Annotated in this window: 20 protein-coding genes, 1 tRNA gene and 1 pseudogene; 11 read left to right on the top strand and 11 right to left on the bottom strand. The window is 62.5% G+C overall.

Annotated elements, in window-relative coordinates; translation table 11 throughout:
- Nucleotides 1–11 precede the first annotated feature (11 nt).
- Both LKE06_RS28725 and LKE06_RS28720 read right to left on the bottom strand, forming a co-directional pair.
- Nucleotides 12–974: a hypothetical protein gene (locus LKE06_RS28725; protein WP_228002462.1), complete on the bottom strand. Its 963-nt coding sequence runs from the start codon at nt 972–974 to the stop codon at nt 12–14.
- A gap of 985 nt (nt 975–1959) precedes the next feature.
- Entirely contained in the window at nt 1960–2781 is an 822-nt protein-coding gene (locus tag LKE06_RS28720; RefSeq protein ID WP_228002461.1) for a hypothetical protein, read from the bottom strand.
- Between the two features lie 194 nt (nt 2782–2975).
- Between LKE06_RS28720 and istA the strand changes: the two genes are divergently transcribed.
- Nucleotides 2976–4217 (top strand): IS21 family transposase, encoded by a 1242-nt coding sequence (istA, locus tag LKE06_RS28715; protein WP_228002605.1) that lies wholly within the window; start codon nt 2976–2978, stop codon nt 4215–4217.
- Nucleotides 4217–5014, top strand: coding sequence for an IS21-like element helper ATPase IstB (gene istB / locus LKE06_RS28710; RefSeq protein WP_228002460.1), 798 nt, complete (start codon nt 4217–4219; stop codon nt 5012–5014). The genes istA and istB overlap by 1 nt, the downstream gene beginning before the upstream one ends.
- 225 nt (nt 5015–5239) lie before the next feature.
- Here the strand turns inward: istB and LKE06_RS28705 are convergent, their stop codons facing one another.
- The 5 genes from LKE06_RS28705 to LKE06_RS28685 all read right to left on the bottom strand — a co-directional run bounded on the left by LKE06_RS28705 (nt 5240) and on the right by LKE06_RS28685 (nt 8947).
- Nucleotides 5240–6448 (bottom strand): HEPN domain-containing protein, encoded by a 1209-nt coding sequence (locus tag LKE06_RS28705; RefSeq protein WP_228002459.1) that lies wholly within the window; start codon nt 6446–6448, stop codon nt 5240–5242.
- A gap of 302 nt (nt 6449–6750) precedes the next feature.
- Nucleotides 6751–7743 carry an HNH endonuclease gene (locus LKE06_RS28700; protein ID WP_504788324.1) on the bottom strand — a complete coding sequence of 331 codons (993 nt, stop codon included), beginning with the start codon at nt 7741–7743 and terminating at the stop codon, nt 6751–6753.
- 273 nt (nt 7744–8016) lie between these two features.
- Nucleotides 8017–8232: a hypothetical protein gene (locus LKE06_RS28695; protein WP_228002457.1), complete on the bottom strand. Its 216-nt coding sequence runs from the start codon at nt 8230–8232 to the stop codon at nt 8017–8019.
- Between the two features lie 94 nt (nt 8233–8326).
- Nucleotides 8327–8776: a site-specific integrase gene (locus tag LKE06_RS28690; protein ID WP_228002456.1), complete on the bottom strand. Its 450-nt coding sequence runs from the start codon at nt 8774–8776 to the stop codon at nt 8327–8329.
- A 97-nt stretch (nt 8777–8873) separates the two neighbouring features.
- Nucleotides 8874–8947: transfer RNA gene (locus LKE06_RS28685), tRNA-Ile, on the bottom strand.
- 160 nt (nt 8948–9107) lie between these two features.
- Between LKE06_RS28685 and LKE06_RS28680 the strand changes: the two genes are divergently transcribed.
- Nucleotides 9108–9539, top strand: coding sequence for a nitroreductase family deazaflavin-dependent oxidoreductase (locus tag LKE06_RS28680; RefSeq protein WP_228002455.1), 432 nt, complete (start codon nt 9108–9110; stop codon nt 9537–9539).
- 6 nt (nt 9540–9545) lie between these two features.
- Here the strand turns inward: LKE06_RS28680 and LKE06_RS28675 are convergent, their stop codons facing one another.
- Together LKE06_RS28675 and LKE06_RS33400 are read right to left on the bottom strand one after the other, a co-directional pair.
- Nucleotides 9546–9713, bottom strand: a complete 168-nt coding sequence (locus LKE06_RS28675; protein ID WP_228002454.1) for a hypothetical protein — start codon at nt 9711–9713, stop codon at nt 9546–9548.
- Nucleotides 9714–9778: 65 nt separating this feature from the next.
- On the bottom strand, nt 9779–9883 hold the full coding sequence (locus LKE06_RS33400; RefSeq protein WP_228002453.1) for a zinc-binding dehydrogenase: 105 nt from the start codon (nt 9881–9883) through the stop codon (nt 9779–9781).
- Nucleotides 9884–10591: 708 nt separating this feature from the next.
- Between LKE06_RS33400 and LKE06_RS28665 the strand changes: the two genes are divergently transcribed.
- Nucleotides 10592–11119, top strand: coding sequence for a UCP032817 domain-containing protein (locus LKE06_RS28665; RefSeq protein WP_372477442.1), 528 nt, complete (start codon nt 10592–10594; stop codon nt 11117–11119).
- 9 nt (nt 11120–11128) lie between these two features.
- Here LKE06_RS28665 and LKE06_RS28660 read toward each other — a convergent pair.
- Both LKE06_RS28660 and LKE06_RS28655 read right to left on the bottom strand, forming a co-directional pair.
- Nucleotides 11129–11407 (bottom strand): annotated as a pseudogene (locus LKE06_RS28660) (SDR family oxidoreductase); the annotation flags it as partial.
- A 111-nt stretch (nt 11408–11518) separates the two neighbouring features.
- Entirely contained in the window at nt 11519–12607 is a 1089-nt protein-coding gene (locus LKE06_RS28655; protein ID WP_228002452.1) for a DUF1152 domain-containing protein, read from the bottom strand.
- A 51-nt stretch (nt 12608–12658) separates the two neighbouring features.
- Between LKE06_RS28655 and LKE06_RS28650 the strand changes: the two genes are divergently transcribed.
- The 7 genes from LKE06_RS28650 (at nt 12659) to cyaB (ending at nt 16583) form a co-directional block, all read left to right on the top strand.
- Nucleotides 12659–13399, top strand: a complete 741-nt coding sequence (locus LKE06_RS28650; RefSeq protein ID WP_228002451.1) for a GntR family transcriptional regulator — start codon at nt 12659–12661, stop codon at nt 13397–13399.
- 215 nt (nt 13400–13614) lie between these two features.
- Complete coding sequence (locus tag LKE06_RS28645; protein WP_228002450.1) at nt 13615–13902, top strand: hypothetical protein; 288 nt, start codon at nt 13615–13617, stop codon at nt 13900–13902.
- A 5-nt stretch (nt 13903–13907) separates the two neighbouring features.
- On the top strand, nt 13908–14066 hold the full coding sequence (locus LKE06_RS28640) for a hypothetical protein (protein ID WP_228002449.1): 159 nt from the start codon (nt 13908–13910) through the stop codon (nt 14064–14066).
- Complete coding sequence (locus LKE06_RS28635) at nt 14063–14245, top strand: hypothetical protein (RefSeq protein WP_228002448.1); 183 nt, start codon at nt 14063–14065, stop codon at nt 14243–14245. Before LKE06_RS28640 ends, LKE06_RS28635 begins: the two co-directional genes overlap by 4 nt.
- A 78-nt stretch (nt 14246–14323) precedes the next feature.
- On the top strand, nt 14324–14611 hold the full coding sequence (locus tag LKE06_RS28630; RefSeq protein ID WP_228002447.1) for a hypothetical protein: 288 nt from the start codon (nt 14324–14326) through the stop codon (nt 14609–14611).
- A gap of 38 nt (nt 14612–14649) precedes the next feature.
- Nucleotides 14650–16014, top strand: coding sequence for a class I SAM-dependent methyltransferase (locus tag LKE06_RS28625; RefSeq protein WP_228002446.1), 1365 nt, complete (start codon nt 14650–14652; stop codon nt 16012–16014).
- Nucleotides 16011–16583 carry a class IV adenylate cyclase gene (gene cyaB / locus LKE06_RS28620; RefSeq protein WP_228002445.1) on the top strand — a complete coding sequence of 191 codons (573 nt, stop codon included), beginning with the start codon at nt 16011–16013 and terminating at the stop codon, nt 16581–16583. Before LKE06_RS28625 ends, cyaB begins: the two co-directional genes overlap by 4 nt.
- Nucleotides 16584–17024 lie beyond the last annotated feature (441 nt).

The raw sequence follows: 17024 nt of genomic DNA, 5'->3' as shown, positions 1-17024 counted from the left end.
ACGAAGGGTCGTCACGGTTTCCAGCGGTCGGCACATCTCGAGTAAGAAAGCAGTAGTTGGTTGCAAACCATCGACAACAGCGAAGACCAAGTGGCAGAGCCGGACATCAATGCTGAGCCTCGGCCTCGGATTCTGCGGTGGTGCGGTCGGCCGGCCGCGGGGCCATCGGCCGATCGGTTCCGGCGGCAGATGTCGCGTGCGGGTGTGGTGGCCGCGTTGGTGACCACGGCGATCGGGATATCGCTCGTGGTACGGGCCGATTCGAGCCCGGCGGTGCTGGCGAACAACGCGGAGGCGTTCTCGGGCGAACCCGCCATACAGCCTTTCGACTGCGGCGCCGTGCGAAGCCAGACCAGCGTAACGAACACGAGCACGACATCGGGCGTACCGAGCGAGGTCCCCGTACCGGGCGACGTTTCCGGCACCGACACGGCTGCCGATACCGGGACCACCCAACCGGCCGCGGATTCCACCGACCCCGGTACCGGCACGGCCACTACGACGGAATCGACGACAGCCACGACGACGGATCCCTCGGCTGCGAACTCGACGGTTGCGTCGATGAGCGCGAGTTTCTCTGCCACGGCGAGCCTTTCGGTCCAGGCCACGTTCAGCGTGCAGGACCCGGATGCGGTCACCTCGACCCCGATATCCACGGTGACCATGACTCCGACGGATACGCCGACGGTCACGGTGACAGCTGATCCGAGCACGGTGACGGTGTCGGCTGATCCGTCGACCATCACCGTCACCTCCGACACGGCGATCACCACAGTGCCGACCACCACCACAGCGGCGCCGACCAGCACCACGACGACGGTGCCGACGAGCACCACAACTACGACCACGACAGTGCCCACAAGCACCACGACGACCACGATTGCGGCGAGCTCGACCATGACATCCACGTCACCGGAGGTGTCCACAACATCCGCGTCGCCGACGACCACCTCGACGCGGTCTACGACGACCACGGCACCGAAGACGACCCAGCCCTCGACGCCGCCGAAGTCGGCGCGTCCGACGACTCCGTCGATCGCGCATCCACCTGCTACATCACCAAAGGAGAAGTGACACTGTCACGCAATCGTGCAGCAGCCCCCTATGACCTGCGGCTTCTTCATCAGGTGGGGCGGGCGGGGCTCGAACCCGCGACCAATGGATTATGAGATCAAACACTGTCGGCGCTGTGCGTACCTGCAAAGAACCTGCATGTCAGCGAGCATTTCACCATAATCTATTGGTGCACATTCCTCCAGTATTCAAGTCACTTCAGGTGACTCCGATCGTCACAATACCGCCGCCGGCGTAGTCCGACGGACCTGTGTGCCGAGGCGGACCGTGTTCGACTGCCGAATTCCGCTGTACACCAGTCAAGAGCGCCACGGCGGCGCGATGCGCCGCCGCGCACTCTGGTCCTGTTCGCGTGTTCGGGCATCCGCTCTGGCGACGTGGCAGCACGCAGACTCTTCGGCTCTGACCACTTTTTCATTCACCGAGCAGTGCTGGGCACGCCGAGAGCCGTCCCCGACCGTCTCTCCCGCAGCCCGATCACGAATCGGCCGGCATCGCACGGGGTGACTGGCTGTGGTCCCGCTGCAAGTACTCCAGCTCATGAGGGTGCACTCGAATGTCTTCAGCTGGCCAGATCTTCGGGCGCCGGGTACGGCGGCTGAGGAACGAGAACTGTGGAGCTTCATCCTGATTCGTCATGCCCCAGTTGGACGCGACCGAGCACACCGCAGGTTCCATCCGACTCAGGGACATGTGCGGACATTCCCCCCGCCTCCTCATTGGCCCAATGATCTGACAGCCGTCCAGGCGAGCAAAGGGCGCTCCGCGTCACTCCGTGATGCCTACGGCACCCTTGGCTAGCCCTACCGCCAGCTCAGAGATGGCCTGTACGAGGACGCAGGAAAGTGAAGTCATCAGGTAGGCAGGCGATCTGGCCGTCCGCGATCAGCAAACAAGCGGTCGCAAGGCGTCGATGTGGGCGCGCTGACTCTCCGCGTTCTTCCTGACCCAACGTGCAACCCACCCCTGAGATGCGTTTTCAGGATCAGTGGCAATCGTGAGCACGCCAAGCGCGCACTCAACTGCTTCCTTGCTCGTCTTCGCGTTGAACTCCGCGAGTTCTGGCGATGTCTGCACACCGCTTGGGTGGGCCGCCAACGGCCGCATCTCCGAGGACGGATGAACCGCAGAGTTTCTTCGTTTGAACACGGGTGCCAGAGAGCTGCCCAGCCGATCTCTGGCGAGGTTGTCCAGCCCGAATGCCACAGCGAACGCATTCCTCACGATCTGGAACTGTTCGAGCCGATTCCCGTTCAGATCAAGCTTCTGGCATGGAATGAGGTACTTCAGCTCGAGGTAGACAGCTTCAATCGCGTACGCGCTAGCAGTCACTGCGATCAACGACGCGTGGAACTCTTCCGCTAGCGCTGCGGACGTCGGACCGGATGCAATCGCAATTTTCGCTTCGACAGCGTGACGTACTGCAACGTCGATCCACGCGGCCCACATTGCCTGCCTGCCGATGACGCCAGTCCCCTCGGGGCGTCGCCCTGCTGCCACCTCTTCCTTCCTGTACGTCTCCCGTTCCTTGCTGAACTCGCTCGCAAGTCGCTGACGTTCCTCATCCGACGTGGCGGTCGCCTTATCCGCTTCGAACTTCTCCCCACTGTCGTCGAGCTTTTCGCGACGTTCAACTATCGCGCGCAGGCTCAGCTCGTGCGATCTCTCCCCTGAGCGTGCTGGGCCGTTGCTTCCACGTGAGGTCATGGACGAACTATCGCGACCAAACACGCCCTGTTACGAGCATCACAGGTTCGGCCGTGCGGCATACGTGCAACATCGACCGGAAAACGACGGTCAACAGCAGTCACTCGCGGTCACGTGCCCCCATGTCGATAACGGCTGAATACTGACCCTCTGATTCCGGGTGAATGTTGACCCACCCTGTGAACGATCATGAGGTGCTGAACGTGGAGGATTGGGCGGAGATTCGCCGGTTGCATCGCGGTGAGGGCATGGCGATCCGGGCCATCGCCCGTCGGATGAACGTCTCGAAGAACACGGTGAAGAAGGCTCTAGCCTCGCATGAGCCGCCGAAGTATCAGCGCAAGCCGCAGGGGTCCGCGGTCGATGCGTTCGAGCCGCAGATCCGGGCATTGCTGACCGAATTCCCTGATATGCCAACAACAGTGATCATCGAACGCGTCGGCTGGCAGCGCGGCCGGACGGTTTTCTTCGAACGGGTGCAACAGTTGCGGCCGCTGTTCCAACCGGTGGATCCGGCATCGCGCACCGAGTATCAGCCCGGCGAGCTGGCGCAGTGCGATCTGTGGTTCCCACCGGTGGATGTTCCACTCGGTTTCGGTCATGCCGGTCGGCCGCCGGTGCTGGTGCTGGTGTCGGGTTATTCGCGGATCATCACCGCGACGATGATCCCGACCCGACAAAGCCCGGATCTGCTCGCGGGGCATTGGGCATTGATCTCCGGATGGGGTCGTTTTCCACGAACATTGGTGTGGGACAACGAATCTGCGGTCGGGCAGTGGCGCGGCGGCAAACCGCAGCTGACCGAAACGATGAACGCCTTCCGCGGCTCGCTGGGCATCAAGGTCCGCCAGTGCCGGCCCCGCGACCCAGAAGCCAAGGGATTGGTGGAACGGGCGAACGGCTATTTGGAGACTTCGTTCCTGCCCGGCCGAATATTTACCAGCCCAACCGATTTCAACACACAGCTGCTCGACTGGCTGGCCAAAGCGAACCAGCGACACCATCGTCGGCTGGAGTGTCGTCCGGTCGATCGGTGGGACGCGGACCGGGCCGCGATGCTCGAGCTGCCGCCGGTGGACCCAGTGGTCGGATGGCGGTTCACCACCCGGCTTCCTCGCGACTACTACGTTCGCCTGGATTCCAACGACTACTCCGTTCACCCGGGGGCGATCGGTCGCCGCGTCGAGGTCAGCGCTGATCTCGACGAGGTGGTGATCAGCTCTGCTGGCACCGAATTGGCTCGGCATCAACGTTGTTGGGCCGATCATCAGTCGATCACTGATCCCGACCACGCGGCGGCCGCCGCTGATCTGCGCAACGCTCGCCGCCTGGTTTCGGTCCCCACGATCGAGGCCGATGTCGAGCATCGAAACCTTTCCGATTACGACCGCATGTTCGACCTCGACGAGGCGAACGGCAGCGAGGAAATCGCCTGATGGCCACCAAGACCGCAACGAATGGTTCCCGGAACGTCGCCTCCGAAATTGCTTATCTCGCAAGAGCTCTCAAGGCTCCGACCCTGGGCAATGCCGTTGAGCGACTGGCTGAGCACGCCCGCTCGGAGAACTGGAGTCACGAGGAGTTCCTGGCCGCTTGTCTGCAACGCGAGGTCTCGGCCCGCGAATCACATGGCGGCGAGGGACGCATTCGCTCGGCGCGGTTCCCGTCACGAAAGTCGCTGGAGGACTTCGACTTCGAGCATCAACGCTCGCTCAAACGCGACACCATCACCCATCTGGGAACCTTGGATTTCATCACCGCCAAAGAGAACGTGGTATTCCTGGGCCCACCCGGAACAGGCAAAACACACCTGTCGATCGGGCTCGGCATCCGCGCTTGCCAGGCCGGGCACCGGGTTGCTTTCGCGACCGCCGCTAAATGGGTTTCCCGCCTGGCCGATGCGCACCACACCGGAAAACTGCAGGCAGAGCTGGTCAAGCTGGGCCGGATTCCGCTGATCATCGTCGATGAAGTCGGCTATATCCCCTTCGAAGCCGAGGCCGCGAACCTGTTCTTCCAGCTCGTGTCCTCTCGCTATGAGCGGGCCAGCTTGATCGTCACCAGCAACAAACCGTTCGGCCGTTGGGGCGAGGTATTCGGCGACGACGTTGTGGCCGCCGCGATGATCGACCGCCTGGTCCACCACGCCGAAGTCATCTCGATGAGGGGAGACAGCTACCGCCTCAAGGATCGAGACCTCGGCCGCGTCCCCGCGGCCAAGACCAACGACTAAAACCAACCAAGGGTGGGTCAGGATTCGACCGAACCAGCCGGGTCACGATTCGACCGACGTTGACACCCCACCGGGATTAAACGCGAAAATCCCCCTGACCAGGCGATAAGTCAGAGGGATTTGGTGGCCAGGGCCGGGATCGAACCGGCGACCTTCCGCTTTTCAGGCGCAGTGCTGGGCACCAGTGACTCGTACCAGGCTGACTCCCGCTTCGATTCTGTGCGGTCAAGAACTCGACTGAGGGGGTGTGTCATCGTGACGGACAGTTCGCCCTGTAATCATGATCGCTGACTGCCCGTTCATGCCCGCGGCTGACGGCAATTCCGCCCTTGCTACGAAGTCGCATCCTCGTGCCAAATGCAGGTCCTCGTCCTGCGGCAGAAGGCCCAACTGTCGCGACGACCGAATAATGCTGGCCGGGAATCCAGGGACTATCGAACTCAGTGGAAAAGCAGTGGAGACGACTTCTGCCGCGGTTCCGATAGCAGTGTCTGCTTCAGCTCTGCTGAGGCACGCGCCCTTGTGGGCTGCTTTGTTTCGCGGAGCGCCGACCTCCTCGACCACGCGTTTGGGTAATTTACCCGAGGCCCGTCGCTTCTTGTGGAGCTGCGTGAGCTTAGAGAGTCCATGATGTGAATCGAACTCTCGTTTACGTTCGGCTTTACTTATCCCATCGTCATCAAATTTCCGGTCGATGAGTGAAGTCACAGCCAGCTCCGCTGCTGTACAGGCATCTATCACCGCTCGTCGGTACTCGCCAGCGTTCAACAGGGAGCGCGCATCTCTCATGAATAGCCATTCGGCGTCGGGCTGCGTTCCACGTGCCGCCAAATCCAATGCGGCCTGTAGTTGGTGTGCATCAAGTACTTCGACCTGATGTATTCCACCTGTGAAGACCTGGTAGCTGATACCCGCCTTTCGGATGCCGGCTGAATCGCCGCTCCACATCTGTACAGAGTCGTTGAGGATGCTCCGTTGAGTGCGCTTGAGACTGGCAAAATCCTGCAACGTGAGAATGTCGAGCCAATCGCAGACGGAACTCCACCAGACCGCTAACTCGTCTCCGAACCGCTGGGCAGCCGCCTTGAACTCATCCCCATCGTTCGATGCAACCTCGGAGTGGACAACACACCGCTTGATATGCGCGTAGGTCGGCGTCTCTGCGGCAGCGCCAGCCACGGAGCCCCATTCGTCATCCGACCAGCACGCGTCTCGCTCGTCGCCCTCGAGAACGTATGTCCACGGCGCGCGCCGTAGCCCGTTCTCCTCCGTGCCATCAGTTCGCACTGGCAACGTAAGAGACAACTCGTGGTTCGCTGTTCGCGATCGAAACCTCTGCCCGAGGCAGTCGGGCGTCACCAAGAAGCCACTACCACAGGCGAAGCCGCCTTCCAATGGCCAGGTGGTAGTTTTTCCTGCGCTGTCATCAGCCACGTGCCGCTCTGCCCCTTCAAGTCCGTGTCATTGCTGCGTGTCACATGCGCACCCTATTTCGAGGCGCCGACAACGGGACCAGAACGGGACTGCACGCTACGAACGATGCTGAACAACTCCCATGTCGGTGCCGATCGGCACACCACCGCGTATCGGCCCTGACCAGGCGATTTCGCTACCGCTAGCGAGAAGTACTGAGATGGAATCTTGTAGATGGCAGCAGGTTTCAGCGTCAAACCGTCACGTGGGCGGGAACCCCCCTGCAAGATCTTGGACGTCTTCGATGCCTGAGCGCCGGGCCGCTAGAGGTTAAAGATCGCCCGCAGCTCGTCCGGCGTCAGCCATTGCTTCGGCCGATGAATCATCTGATGGCAGTTGGCGCACAGCAGGATTAGGTCATCGAGTGTGTTTTCCACGGGTCCGGTGGTGTGCAACGGCACGACGTGGTGGACATGGACGTAGCCATCGCCCACTCCAGGGTAGGTGGCCTCGAAGTCGAAGCCGCACACCTCGCAGGCGATGCTATTGCGCTCTTTCCTCGACTGCTCAATCTTGCGGCGTCGCAACTTCGGGTCGCGCTCGTACACCCGAGTGAGGCGCTGCGAGGCCTTGCCTTCGATCGCGGCCACGATCTCCTCAGCAGATGCGGCTTCAGTCGCAGAAGTGTCTGTGTATTCCTCGTCGAGGTCCAACACCAAGTCGAGCTGCCCATTTTGCCGAAGCGTCTCTGCCAGGGCGCGCATCTTGTGTGGGTCCTTGGCGAAGGACGCGGCGACATGCACCGACAGCTTGCCGCCCCTCGTACGGGCGCCCTCATGGTCCGGATGTGCAGTCCTCAAGTCTTCGAACTTGCGGTGCACGCTATCTGTACCTCGGTACTCGGGAATACTCGGCGCATAAACCCACTGGGCGCGGAGAAGCTTTGACAGATCCTCAGTCCGCGAGTCCCGCTCTGGAATCGTGCGCCAGCCGTTCTGGTCGAGCAGATCGCAGGCCAGGACTTGTTCTTCGAGCTTCCAGTCCATCTTGCCGGTGACCTCGAACCCAAGACGTTCGAGTCGCTCCGTGAGCGCAAGACCACCGGAGAAGTCTTTCGCCGTGTATTGCTCGCCGGTCATCAAGCTGTATGCGACACCGACGATCGCCTTCGAGTCGTACGCGCGACCTTCGTACAGCAGAAAGTACTCCCTGGCCGACTTGAACCCATGACTCTCTAAGAACATGGGCCGAGTGTCCTTGTCGCACTTCGTGATCGCTTGCAACACAAATTGACGCGTCAACGTCGATAGCTGCACTCTGTACACCCCACCTCGGAACGGTTGGAACAACCGCGCACCATACTCGACAGGTACGACACTCCTCGCAGCAGAAGCGGCGCCGACATCACCTCTCGCCGCGGAGACTCAGGGGTCAGACGGCGAACGGTCCAACCGACTGCCCCAAACGTTCCCGCCGAGCGCGCATCCGGCACGCGGTCGAGCAGAACCGCGCAGGCCGCCCGGTCGAGGAACGGCGAGTCGACCTGCAGGCTGCCCTGTCGCGAGCTCTCCTGTTGGCAATCGGTCCTGTCAGTCACGAATTCGTGACTTCTTTGGCCACTCGGCGAACCGACTCTGGGATCCCTCCAGCGGACGGAGGAACCCGCGCTGCTCGCCATAGAAGCCATATAAGCAGTCCAGGCAAACCACCGCATTGGCGTACCCCGGGTTGAAGATGAATCCAGCGTCGCCGAGAACTTCCTGCTCGCACTCGATGCACTGATCTCGAAACAGGTTGCGCTGCAATGCTTTCTCCTTCTATCTGACGGTGCCTGAACGGCGCCGGAAACCGAGCGACTTGCTCGCGGCGGATTGATGCGTATGCATCAACGGACGGTGATCAGGTAAGCGGCGCGACACAAAATCCGTGCCAGCGCACTCCTCGAGCAGCTTCTGCAGCGCCTCGATAGTCGGCACCGGAACTAGCTTGTCCGGCGCGCGCTGGCAGGCTCAGTTTGATGAAGGGGTCGACATCGATGATCTCTTCAACCGCAAGGTATTTGAAGAACTGCTGAAGACTCCGATACTGGCTGCGCGCGTACTGCGGTGAGAGCGGCTCGCCCGTTCGCCGATTTTTTCCGGCCAACAGCGTCTCGATGTACCTGCCGATGTGGTCCCTGGTGATCTCAGGTGCGTCCGTCGGGAGGGCCTCGGAGATCAGGTAGTCGGCGAAGTAACCGATGTGTACGAGGTACACATCGATCGTCTTTTTGGCTCGGTTCTTGCGCCTGAGTTCGGTCGCGAAGTCGTCTTTCAACTCGCGGATATCGTCCAGCGAAGCGGTCCCCATCCCGCGATGGTACGCCCATAATCTATTCGTGGAAGAGCGCTGTTCTAGATCGAAACCTCTCCAGAAAAACAAAAACCCGCTGGTCAGCGGGCGTTTGTGGGGCGGGCGGGGCTCGAACCCGCGACCAATGGATTATGAGTCCACGGCTCTAACCGACTGAGCTACCGCCCCAGCGCGAGTGGGTATACCACTGGCGTGGTGATGGTACCGGCAACCGTGGGGTGCGCACCACTCGGATACCCGGACCCGATGCGATGGCGAGGTTCGTTCGATGGGGTCGCCTGCATGGTTAGGGTTGAGGTATCGCCACCACCATCCTGGAGGGTTGGATATGACCAGCTTGTTCGAGAATGTGCTGCGGGTGCATCAGTGGGTCTATGAGAACAGTGGCGGGGTGGTGGGGCATCGGGTCTTATTCGGGAATCCGACGTTGTTGTTGCGGACTGTAGGACGGAAGACGGGGCAGGGGCGGACCTCGGCGCTGACGTATGGACGGGACGGGGACGACTATCTGGTGACGGCGTCCAATGGTGGATCGCCGCGGCCGCCGGGGTGGCTGGCGAATGTGACGGCCGCGCCGGAGTGTGAGATTCAGGTCGGTCGAAAGAAGTTGAAAGCTGTTGCGCGGCCGACACTTCCGGACGATCCGGATTATGCGCGACGCTGGCAGATCGTCGACAAGGTGAATCGGGGGCGCTACAGCGAGTATCAGAAGTTGACGAGACGGCCGATCGCGGTGGTTGTGCTGACGCCTGCCGGATGAGGCGACTCAGTCGTCACTGTAACCACGGCCGACGTCGCTACGCTCCCATTCTTCCTCCAAATCATCAGTGTCCCAACGGCTTCGGTCCACCGGGGGCTTGCTGGCGACACTTACGACCATAGCTACGAGGGCCAGCACCGCGACGACAACGGTCACGACGATCAGAGTTTGCACGCAGGCACATTAGCGCTCACGAACGAAACTTGCACCGATCCAAACGGCCAGTCGCGCAACAACACTCACACCGTGAGCAATGTTCGGCCTACCGTCCGGCGGGATGCGATGGCCGCGTGCGCCCGATCAGCCTGTTCCAGCGGAAAGGTTTGACCGATAACAACTTCCACTTTCCCGCCGCGACCGCGGACTGAGCCGGCTCGGCCAGCGCCCGCCAGTCGCTGTCCGTGCCCGTACCCGTGATGTCGAACAGACCCTGCACCGTGATGCGTCGAGATGTCGCATCATTGCGATCAAGTTCCGCGAATCCTCCTGCGGCAGCGCCATATCCAACCGCATGAAACCTGAAGCACACTCGAGGTCAATTCGATGAGGACCGATTCCGCTCAGCGCGGAATTCGCGGATGGTGTCGCGAGAGCGTCAGGAACCACCGCCGCCACAACTACTTCCCCCACCGCCGCAGCTACTTCCCCCACCGCCGCAGCTACTGCTGCTGCCGCCGCCGCAGCTACTGCCACTGTGGTGGCCTCCCCCGCCGCACCCGCCGCCCGAATCACCGCTGCCGCTGTCGCCCGCCGTCCAGTCCGAACCGCTACCGCCTCCCCACCCGGCGCGCCGACGACGCAGCGATGATGCGCCCGCGTTGATGGCGAGCACGACTACCGGCACGATCACGGCCAGCATGATAATCCCAATGAACACGGGTATGAACGACATCATGCGCGAATGGTATCGAGCGATTGCGTCTCAGTGAGCCTCATCGAGCCCCCTTCTTTCACCGGTATCAACCCGTCACCGACCCACCCGACCGGTGCCGCGAGGCGGTCGTAGCAGGTTCACTGCGTAGAGGGGTACCCAGAAGGCCGTACAGTGAATCGTGGCCTTCCCGCGTCCCCGTATACGTCCACGGCGCCGTATCGACCTGCGCGATGTCGAAAAGGCCGTGGCCGCACTCGAATTGCCCGAGGCGGTCTTCAAGACCAGCCCGTGGCAGCCGCGCGAGTCGGTCGAGACCGGGCTACGGCAGTGGTTGCGTTGTTGTGGTGCGGCGATGCGCGACGGTCAGGTGATCGGAATGCCCTCGCACGCGGTTGACGAGGCGTGGCATGGATTCATTCTGTGCACCGAGCGCTACGCCGAATTCTGTGCCGCCGCCTATGGCCGGTTCCTGCATCACTTCCCGGAAGGCGCGGCGCTGCCGACGAATTCACACAGATCAATGGCCGATCAGCTCGGCCGCACCGTGGTGGCGTGGTCCATGGTCGCGGAACCCGATGAGGTCTGTGTGCTGTGGGATATCGATACCGTCGTCGGCGTCGAGCACCCATGGGGCATCGACGCCCGGCGAGTCGCGGCTATCGAAACCGAACTCGGCCGGGCGCCACAGTCTTCCACCGACAATTGACCGGCGCGATCAGGTCAGTTTCACCCGCGCCGCGACGAACCGGACGACCGCGGGCGCGAATTTGTTGAACTGGTATTGCAGCCTGGCCTCCGGAGTGACCGGAACGATGCTGCGGTCACGTACGACGGCGCGCACGATCTGTGCGGCGACCTTCTCCGGCCCGTAACGCCGCGCCCGGTAGAGCTTGTCGTAGCGCTCCTGCTTGGCCTTCTCCTCTTCGGCGCTGACACCCGAGAAAGTTGTTGTCGCAACGATATTGGTGTGCACGATGCCAGGGCAGATGGTAGTGAAAGCACCGATAACAGTTTCCGATGCGGGCCGCTACCGCCGCACCCACTTTCGTGGATGCAGGGGACGTACTTCACGGCCCCGCAACAGCTAGGGGCGCCAGATGACCGGTCACACCAGGTATAAGGGTGGCCGCATGTTAATAGGCCGCTCACGTGTGAGCAGATCGCGTAACGCGTTTCCATCGTCCGCATCCAACGCTCCGGCCAGCTCGATGACACGGCGGATTGTCAGCGCGTCGACACCGCGGAGTGACGCGGCGTGCGCATAACGGTCGATGTCGTCAATTGAGTTGACGGTCGGCGTCCGCCGTTCTCGGTGCGCTGACAGTCGATTACGTTCGGTGTCGATATCGCTGTAGCCGCGGCGGGCGCGGATGCGTTGCTCGACTTGCTCCAGTGAGATGGTGTCGGACAAGCCGGCCGCGAGGGAGTGCGCAGCTACACCGGAGGCGTCGACTTCGTGCACGACTGTGGCGTCATCAGTGATGCTGATGAGCGCATCACGCTGGGTCTCAACCTCACCGCGCCAGCCCTCTGCGGCAACGCAAAGAAGTCCGTTCGCCTCTGACGGGTGCCAGTTCCACACCTCGGCGACCATCGATACATCAGCGGCACCGAGTTCGGCGACCGCTGTCGAGCCCTGACGGCGCAGCAGCGTTCGCAGCTCGGGCAGTGTCAACTCCCCGTCGAGCCCAACCCCGGCAATGAGCACGTGCAGCGGTAATTCCGACTGTATGGCGGCTGCCAACGTCAGCGAGTCGGCCAACGGGCTGCGTAGTCCAGTCTCGTGCCCTTCAGCGAGAATGTCACCGCCGACATCAACGACGATCAGTGCGTCCACATCAAAGAGTCGGGCCACACTGCGGAACTGGGCTGCGAGACCGATCGCACCAGCGGCCGGGTCCATCAGCAGTAGTGGGTTTGCCAGATAGGGCACGAGTGGAGGCAGTGTCGACCAGCCGGGGCCGCGGAGCCGCGCCGATCCGGTCACCTCGGCGACAAGTTCACGATGTTCGGTCAGTCCGTCGAAGTCGCCGTGACCACGCGGCCCGGGGGTCGGATCAACGATTAGCCGGTCCCAGGAATAGCTCATGATGGCGACGACGTCGAACCGGCGCCGAAGCTTAGCCGCGAGTACCGACGCGGTAACGACGTCGCCGCCTCCCCCTGCGGCGATCGCAATTGCTTTGATGGTCATTGGATAGCTGAGAGTACTCTGTCCAGTGGCATAGGACACCCGGAGGAACAGTTGCCCGAAATCGAAGAGGTACTGCCGAAGTATCTACAGATCGCGGGGTATCTCCGAGATCAGATCGTGCGCGGCGACCTTCGTCCTGGTGGCGAGGTCCCATCGGTTCGCGAGCTTGCCGCGGAGTGGCATGTCGCCCGGCCGACAGCCAGCAAGGCGCTCGATGCACTGCGGCAGCAAGGACTTGTCGAATCGCGGCGCGGAAGCGGCACGTACGTGCGTGCGCCCCAAGCTGCGCCTCGAGCGCGGGAGCGGTTCGAGCGTGCAGCCGCGCTAGGCACGATGTATTCCGACTCGGAGTCGGTGCGGTTCCCGTTCGTCGGCATCGTCGACGCGCCCGAGTATGTCGCGGCAGCACTCGATCTTCCCTCGGGTTCCGCAGTTATCCAGCGCCAGCGGGTGATCGAAGGCGACAGGCCGGTCGAGCTGTCGACGTCGTGGTTTGCCGCCTCACTGGCCGACGTAGCACCGCGACTATTGGAGCCGGAGCGCTTGCGCGGTGGGACCGTTCGGTATCTGGCTGGAGTACTCGGCATCCGATCGGCGTACGCCCGCGACCAAGTATGTGCCCGCGACGCGAGCGCGGCGGAACGTCAGGCACTTGGACTGTCCGAACACGCATCCGCGTTGGTCTACTGGCTGACGGCCTATGACTCTGACGATCGGCCGCTCCAGTTCGACGAGGCGGTGTATCCGTCGGAACATTGGGCGTTCCGACAGGAATATCCGATAATTTTTTAGCTATGTCGAGACTTCGTCGAAACTTTTACCCTTCTGCCAACTGTCCTATGACACTTGCAAATGCATGTGTCATAGTTCACCTACCCGGCGCCGGGATGTGCCGAACGGCTCAACCGCTGGCCGACAGACGGGCTAGCGGGGATGTACTCCCGGCGTCGGGTGCCGCCACACAAACGCCAGGGGGTACGGTGCCCGAGCTAGTCGTCGTAATCGCAGTGCTCGCACTGCTGTGTTTCTGCTGGTGCGGCATTCCGCGCCTCTTGCGCCGAGAAGTGCTCATACCGGAACAGATTCCGGCGAAAGAAATCGTGCGGCGCGTCGTGGATGAGTGCCACCCGGCGCCGGCGATCCCGTTCACCCCCGAGCGGGCGCACCGCGAAATGCAACTGCTTATCGATTGCGATACCGACCAGTGCGCGCGCAAACGCGAGGCGTTCTGGACGGTCGTCGACGCCGGGCATGGGACGCCGCGCGGCGGCTCGGTCGCCGGTAGAGGCCGGTGATGGACATGCCCGACACCACGCTCGACCAGGCCGTGACCGATGGCGAGATCAGTGCGGACGACCGCACGGTGCTCTACACCGACACCGACACCGACATCGACCTCGAAACGATGGAACGTGTCGCCGCGGGACTACGGCGGCTAAACGTCGAGGCCGCCCGGTGAGCGCGGTAATCACACGGGACGTGTTGACGCGCTGGGTTATTCGCGGCGCCCACTGCACCACTGCACCCGAGGTCGAGAGCGCCGAGCACGCCCGCTACCTACTGTCCGCGCACGCCGGGCACGGCGGATGTACCCAGTTCCTCGGCGCCCTAGCGTACGGATCGGAGGCCGGGACGTGACCGACGGCAACATTCAGAACTTGACCGGACCGTGCCCGTGGATCGGTGTCCGTGTGATCGACGACTGTGGAGAGACCAATGTCTAAAGCTATCGGCCTGATCAACACCTCGTGCGGCGGCGATCGCGCACTGAATGAGCAGATGATCCGAGATCTCGCACACCGTCACGGCTACGAGCTGGCCGGGCTGCTGACCATCACCGAGAACACCTACATGCCGACGACGCAAATCGTGCACACCGCGGTCACGAACGACGCAGCCGCGATCCTCGCGCCGTTGCTGGAGCACTTCGGGGTGGCGCTCCGCGCCATCGCCGGGGTCCGCACGGTGGTCGCCGCTGACGGCACACTCACGCGCGCCCGCTAACTATTCGACAAGTGGGCAGGGGAACCGGAGGGCAGCCCATGAAAACCTTTCCGCAAGAACAGAAGACGAGCGCTGCGTACCTCGACTTGGCGACGAACGACCACGGCGCCGAAAAGGGGCTTCTGGCGGTGCGCGCCCTCGGGCGGGTTAAGCATGCTCGCCCCCGCATGGTCGAGATCGGGCCTGGCGGTGGGTCAGCAGTGGAGCACCTCGCCGCGCAGCTGCGCGAGTCGAACACCACCACGGTTGACCTCACCTTGATCGAGGCGCCCGGAGTGGTGTCGCAATCCCTGCTGCGCGCGATCGACGAATTCGGGGGAGCTGGTAGCTGTGTGCTCACACATGGACTAGCGCAGGACATCGGAAGCTTGCTTTCCGAGCCGGTCGACGTGATCAGCGCCTCCGCCCTGATGCACGAGGTGTATTCCTACGGCGGCGGATACGGCGGACTGCGCGCGATGATGCGCACCCTACCGACAGTATTGCGCCCCGGAGGTTTTTTCGCCTACCGCGACATCTACGCTGTCGACGCCCCATCCCTGCATGAGCGGGTTGTGCAGTCCTACGGGTCGCAGTCCTGGCTGCTGTTCCTGCGGATGTTCGCCCGCCAGTACCTCGACCACGGCACGCACCCATACCACCACCTCGACGACGAGTTGGTCGCCGACCAGAACTCCCGCATCGTCCCTGTGGGCGAGCTCGACATCCGTACGTGCGCAGTGATCACTGCGCCGGTGGGGTTATTCCGCGAGGTGCAGCGTCACTACATCACCCTGCGCGACCACGTATGGAGATCCGGGGTCCTCGGATTTCGTCCCGTCCTCGACGGGCAGTTCGCCGCTGACTGGCTCGACTTCGCCGCCGGGCACAAGCGCGTGCACTTCGCGTTCACCGAAACCGACTGGCTCTCGGACACGCAGAAGGCGATGCTGCGCGCGGTCAGCGAACCCTACGCCGACCACTTCGCCGTCGACGGGGACATCTTCGACGAGGCCACCGACCTCGCCCTGAAGGCGTTCCTCGCCGCCGCCGAGCAGGGCGAAACCGATTGCCTGGCCACGTGGGAGGCGTGGCTTGCTCGTGAGGGCCGAGAGACTTACGCCTACATGACCGCCGACGAACTACTCGCCACGGTCGCGACGCACTCGGTCGAGGCGCGATGCGACACAGTGCTGATACCCGTTGCGGGCGACGACATCCTGACGTCGCCAAGGCACTACTACAATCGCTTCCTCACCAAGCGATTGTCGAATCCGCTGCCGGATGGAAAACAGCTCATGCTGTTCCAGAACGTCCCGCTACGGGACACTGAAACGCTCATGCGCGGGCTGAGCGCGATCCAAACACTGTGCAGCAAAACGAGTTTGGCTCGGGTGCACGCAGCGATCCATTCGAGAGGATGACCATGCAACAACTTATCGAGGTCGAACGGAAGCGCCAATTGGGCGACGCCGAGCCGGTAGCCGAGCAGCTACGCGAACTCGGCTACCACGCCGATGCCGCGGCGGTCGAGGTCGACACCTACTACAGCCGCCCCGACATCGACTACATGGAGACCGTGGAATGTCTGCGAGTCCGGGAGTCCAGCGGGCGAGCGGAGATCACCTACAAGCCGCCGTCGACCACGTCGACGCACAGCGGCTCGGGCGTGATCAGCAAGCCGGAGACCAACATCGCGATCGCTGACGATCAGGCATCCGCCGCTCAGCAGCTGCTCGACGCGATCGGCATGATCGAGCTGGCGCGCGTCGAGAAGTCTCGCGTCACCTACCGGCGGCCGGACTCGAACCACGTCGTCAGCATCGACACTGTCACCGGCGCCGGGGTTTTCATCGAGGTCGAGGTGATGTCTGCGGACATTGAGGCCGCCACCGTCACGCTGGAACAGGTCGAGGCCGAACTCGGGCTGAGCGCGTGCCCGACAGTGGAGTTGCCTTATCGCGACCTCGTGATGCAAGCCGCAGGGCGGTAACGCGAACTCGGTCATGTCCCATCCAGGATGGAGTAACGACGCCGACGCACACGGCGATTGATGATCACCAACTCAGCCCAGGGGGCGCAGTGTCCACCCCGGACGGAGACGAGCACCAGCATTTCGGAGACATTCCACACAGCGCGCCTGTCCAGTTGCGCTCGCGCCTCGGCGATGGTGAACCCGAGGTTGCTCGAACTCGTCAGGAGCACAAAGGGTTAGCGAATGAGCGATCTCCTTGGAACCGAGCATCACGCATACCCCTGGTGCGGTTGGCCGAAACCCTTCGTTCTATCGAACATACATTCGATGCCGTTTCGCCGGGAGTCCACCCGCGAAAATTCAGCAACCGCAGGGTAGTTCGGCGACTACTCGCGCCAGTCGATCACGATTCCGTCCGTATGGAAACCTCGCCCCTTCGGTCCGGGGTGAATGGTGATC

The organism is Nocardia australiensis, assembly GCF_020733705.1.
Taxonomy (GTDB): Bacteria; Actinomycetota; Actinomycetes; order Mycobacteriales; family Mycobacteriaceae; genus Nocardia; species Nocardia australiensis.
Note: the sequence above shows the minus strand (reverse complement) of the source record. Positions and strands in the feature narration are given on the sequence as shown.

Coding starts and splice junctions, on each gene's coding strand:
- istB (WP_228002460.1), top strand. CDS start 4,217: ATGGCCACCAAGACCGCAACGAATGGTTCCCGGAACGTCGCCTCCGAA.
- LKE06_RS28655 (WP_228002452.1), bottom strand. CDS start 12,607: ATGACCATCAAAGCAATTGCGATCGCCGCAGGGGGAGGCGGCGACGTC.
- LKE06_RS28625 (WP_228002446.1), top strand. CDS start 14,650: ATGAAAACCTTTCCGCAAGAACAGAAGACGAGCGCTGCGTACCTCGAC.
- cyaB (WP_228002445.1), top strand. CDS start 16,011: ATGACCATGCAACAACTTATCGAGGTCGAACGGAAGCGCCAATTGGGC.
- LKE06_RS28720 (WP_228002461.1), bottom strand. CDS start 2,781: ATGACCTCACGTGGAAGCAACGGCCCAGCACGCTCAGGGGAGAGATCG.
- LKE06_RS28640 (WP_228002449.1), top strand. CDS start 13,908: ATGCCCGACACCACGCTCGACCAGGCCGTGACCGATGGCGAGATCAGT.
- LKE06_RS28680 (WP_228002455.1), top strand. CDS start 9,108: ATGACCAGCTTGTTCGAGAATGTGCTGCGGGTGCATCAGTGGGTCTAT.
- LKE06_RS28630 (WP_228002447.1), top strand. CDS start 14,324: ATGTCTAAAGCTATCGGCCTGATCAACACCTCGTGCGGCGGCGATCGC.
- LKE06_RS28690 (WP_228002456.1), bottom strand. CDS start 8,776: ATGGGGACCGCTTCGCTGGACGATATCCGCGAGTTGAAAGACGACTTC.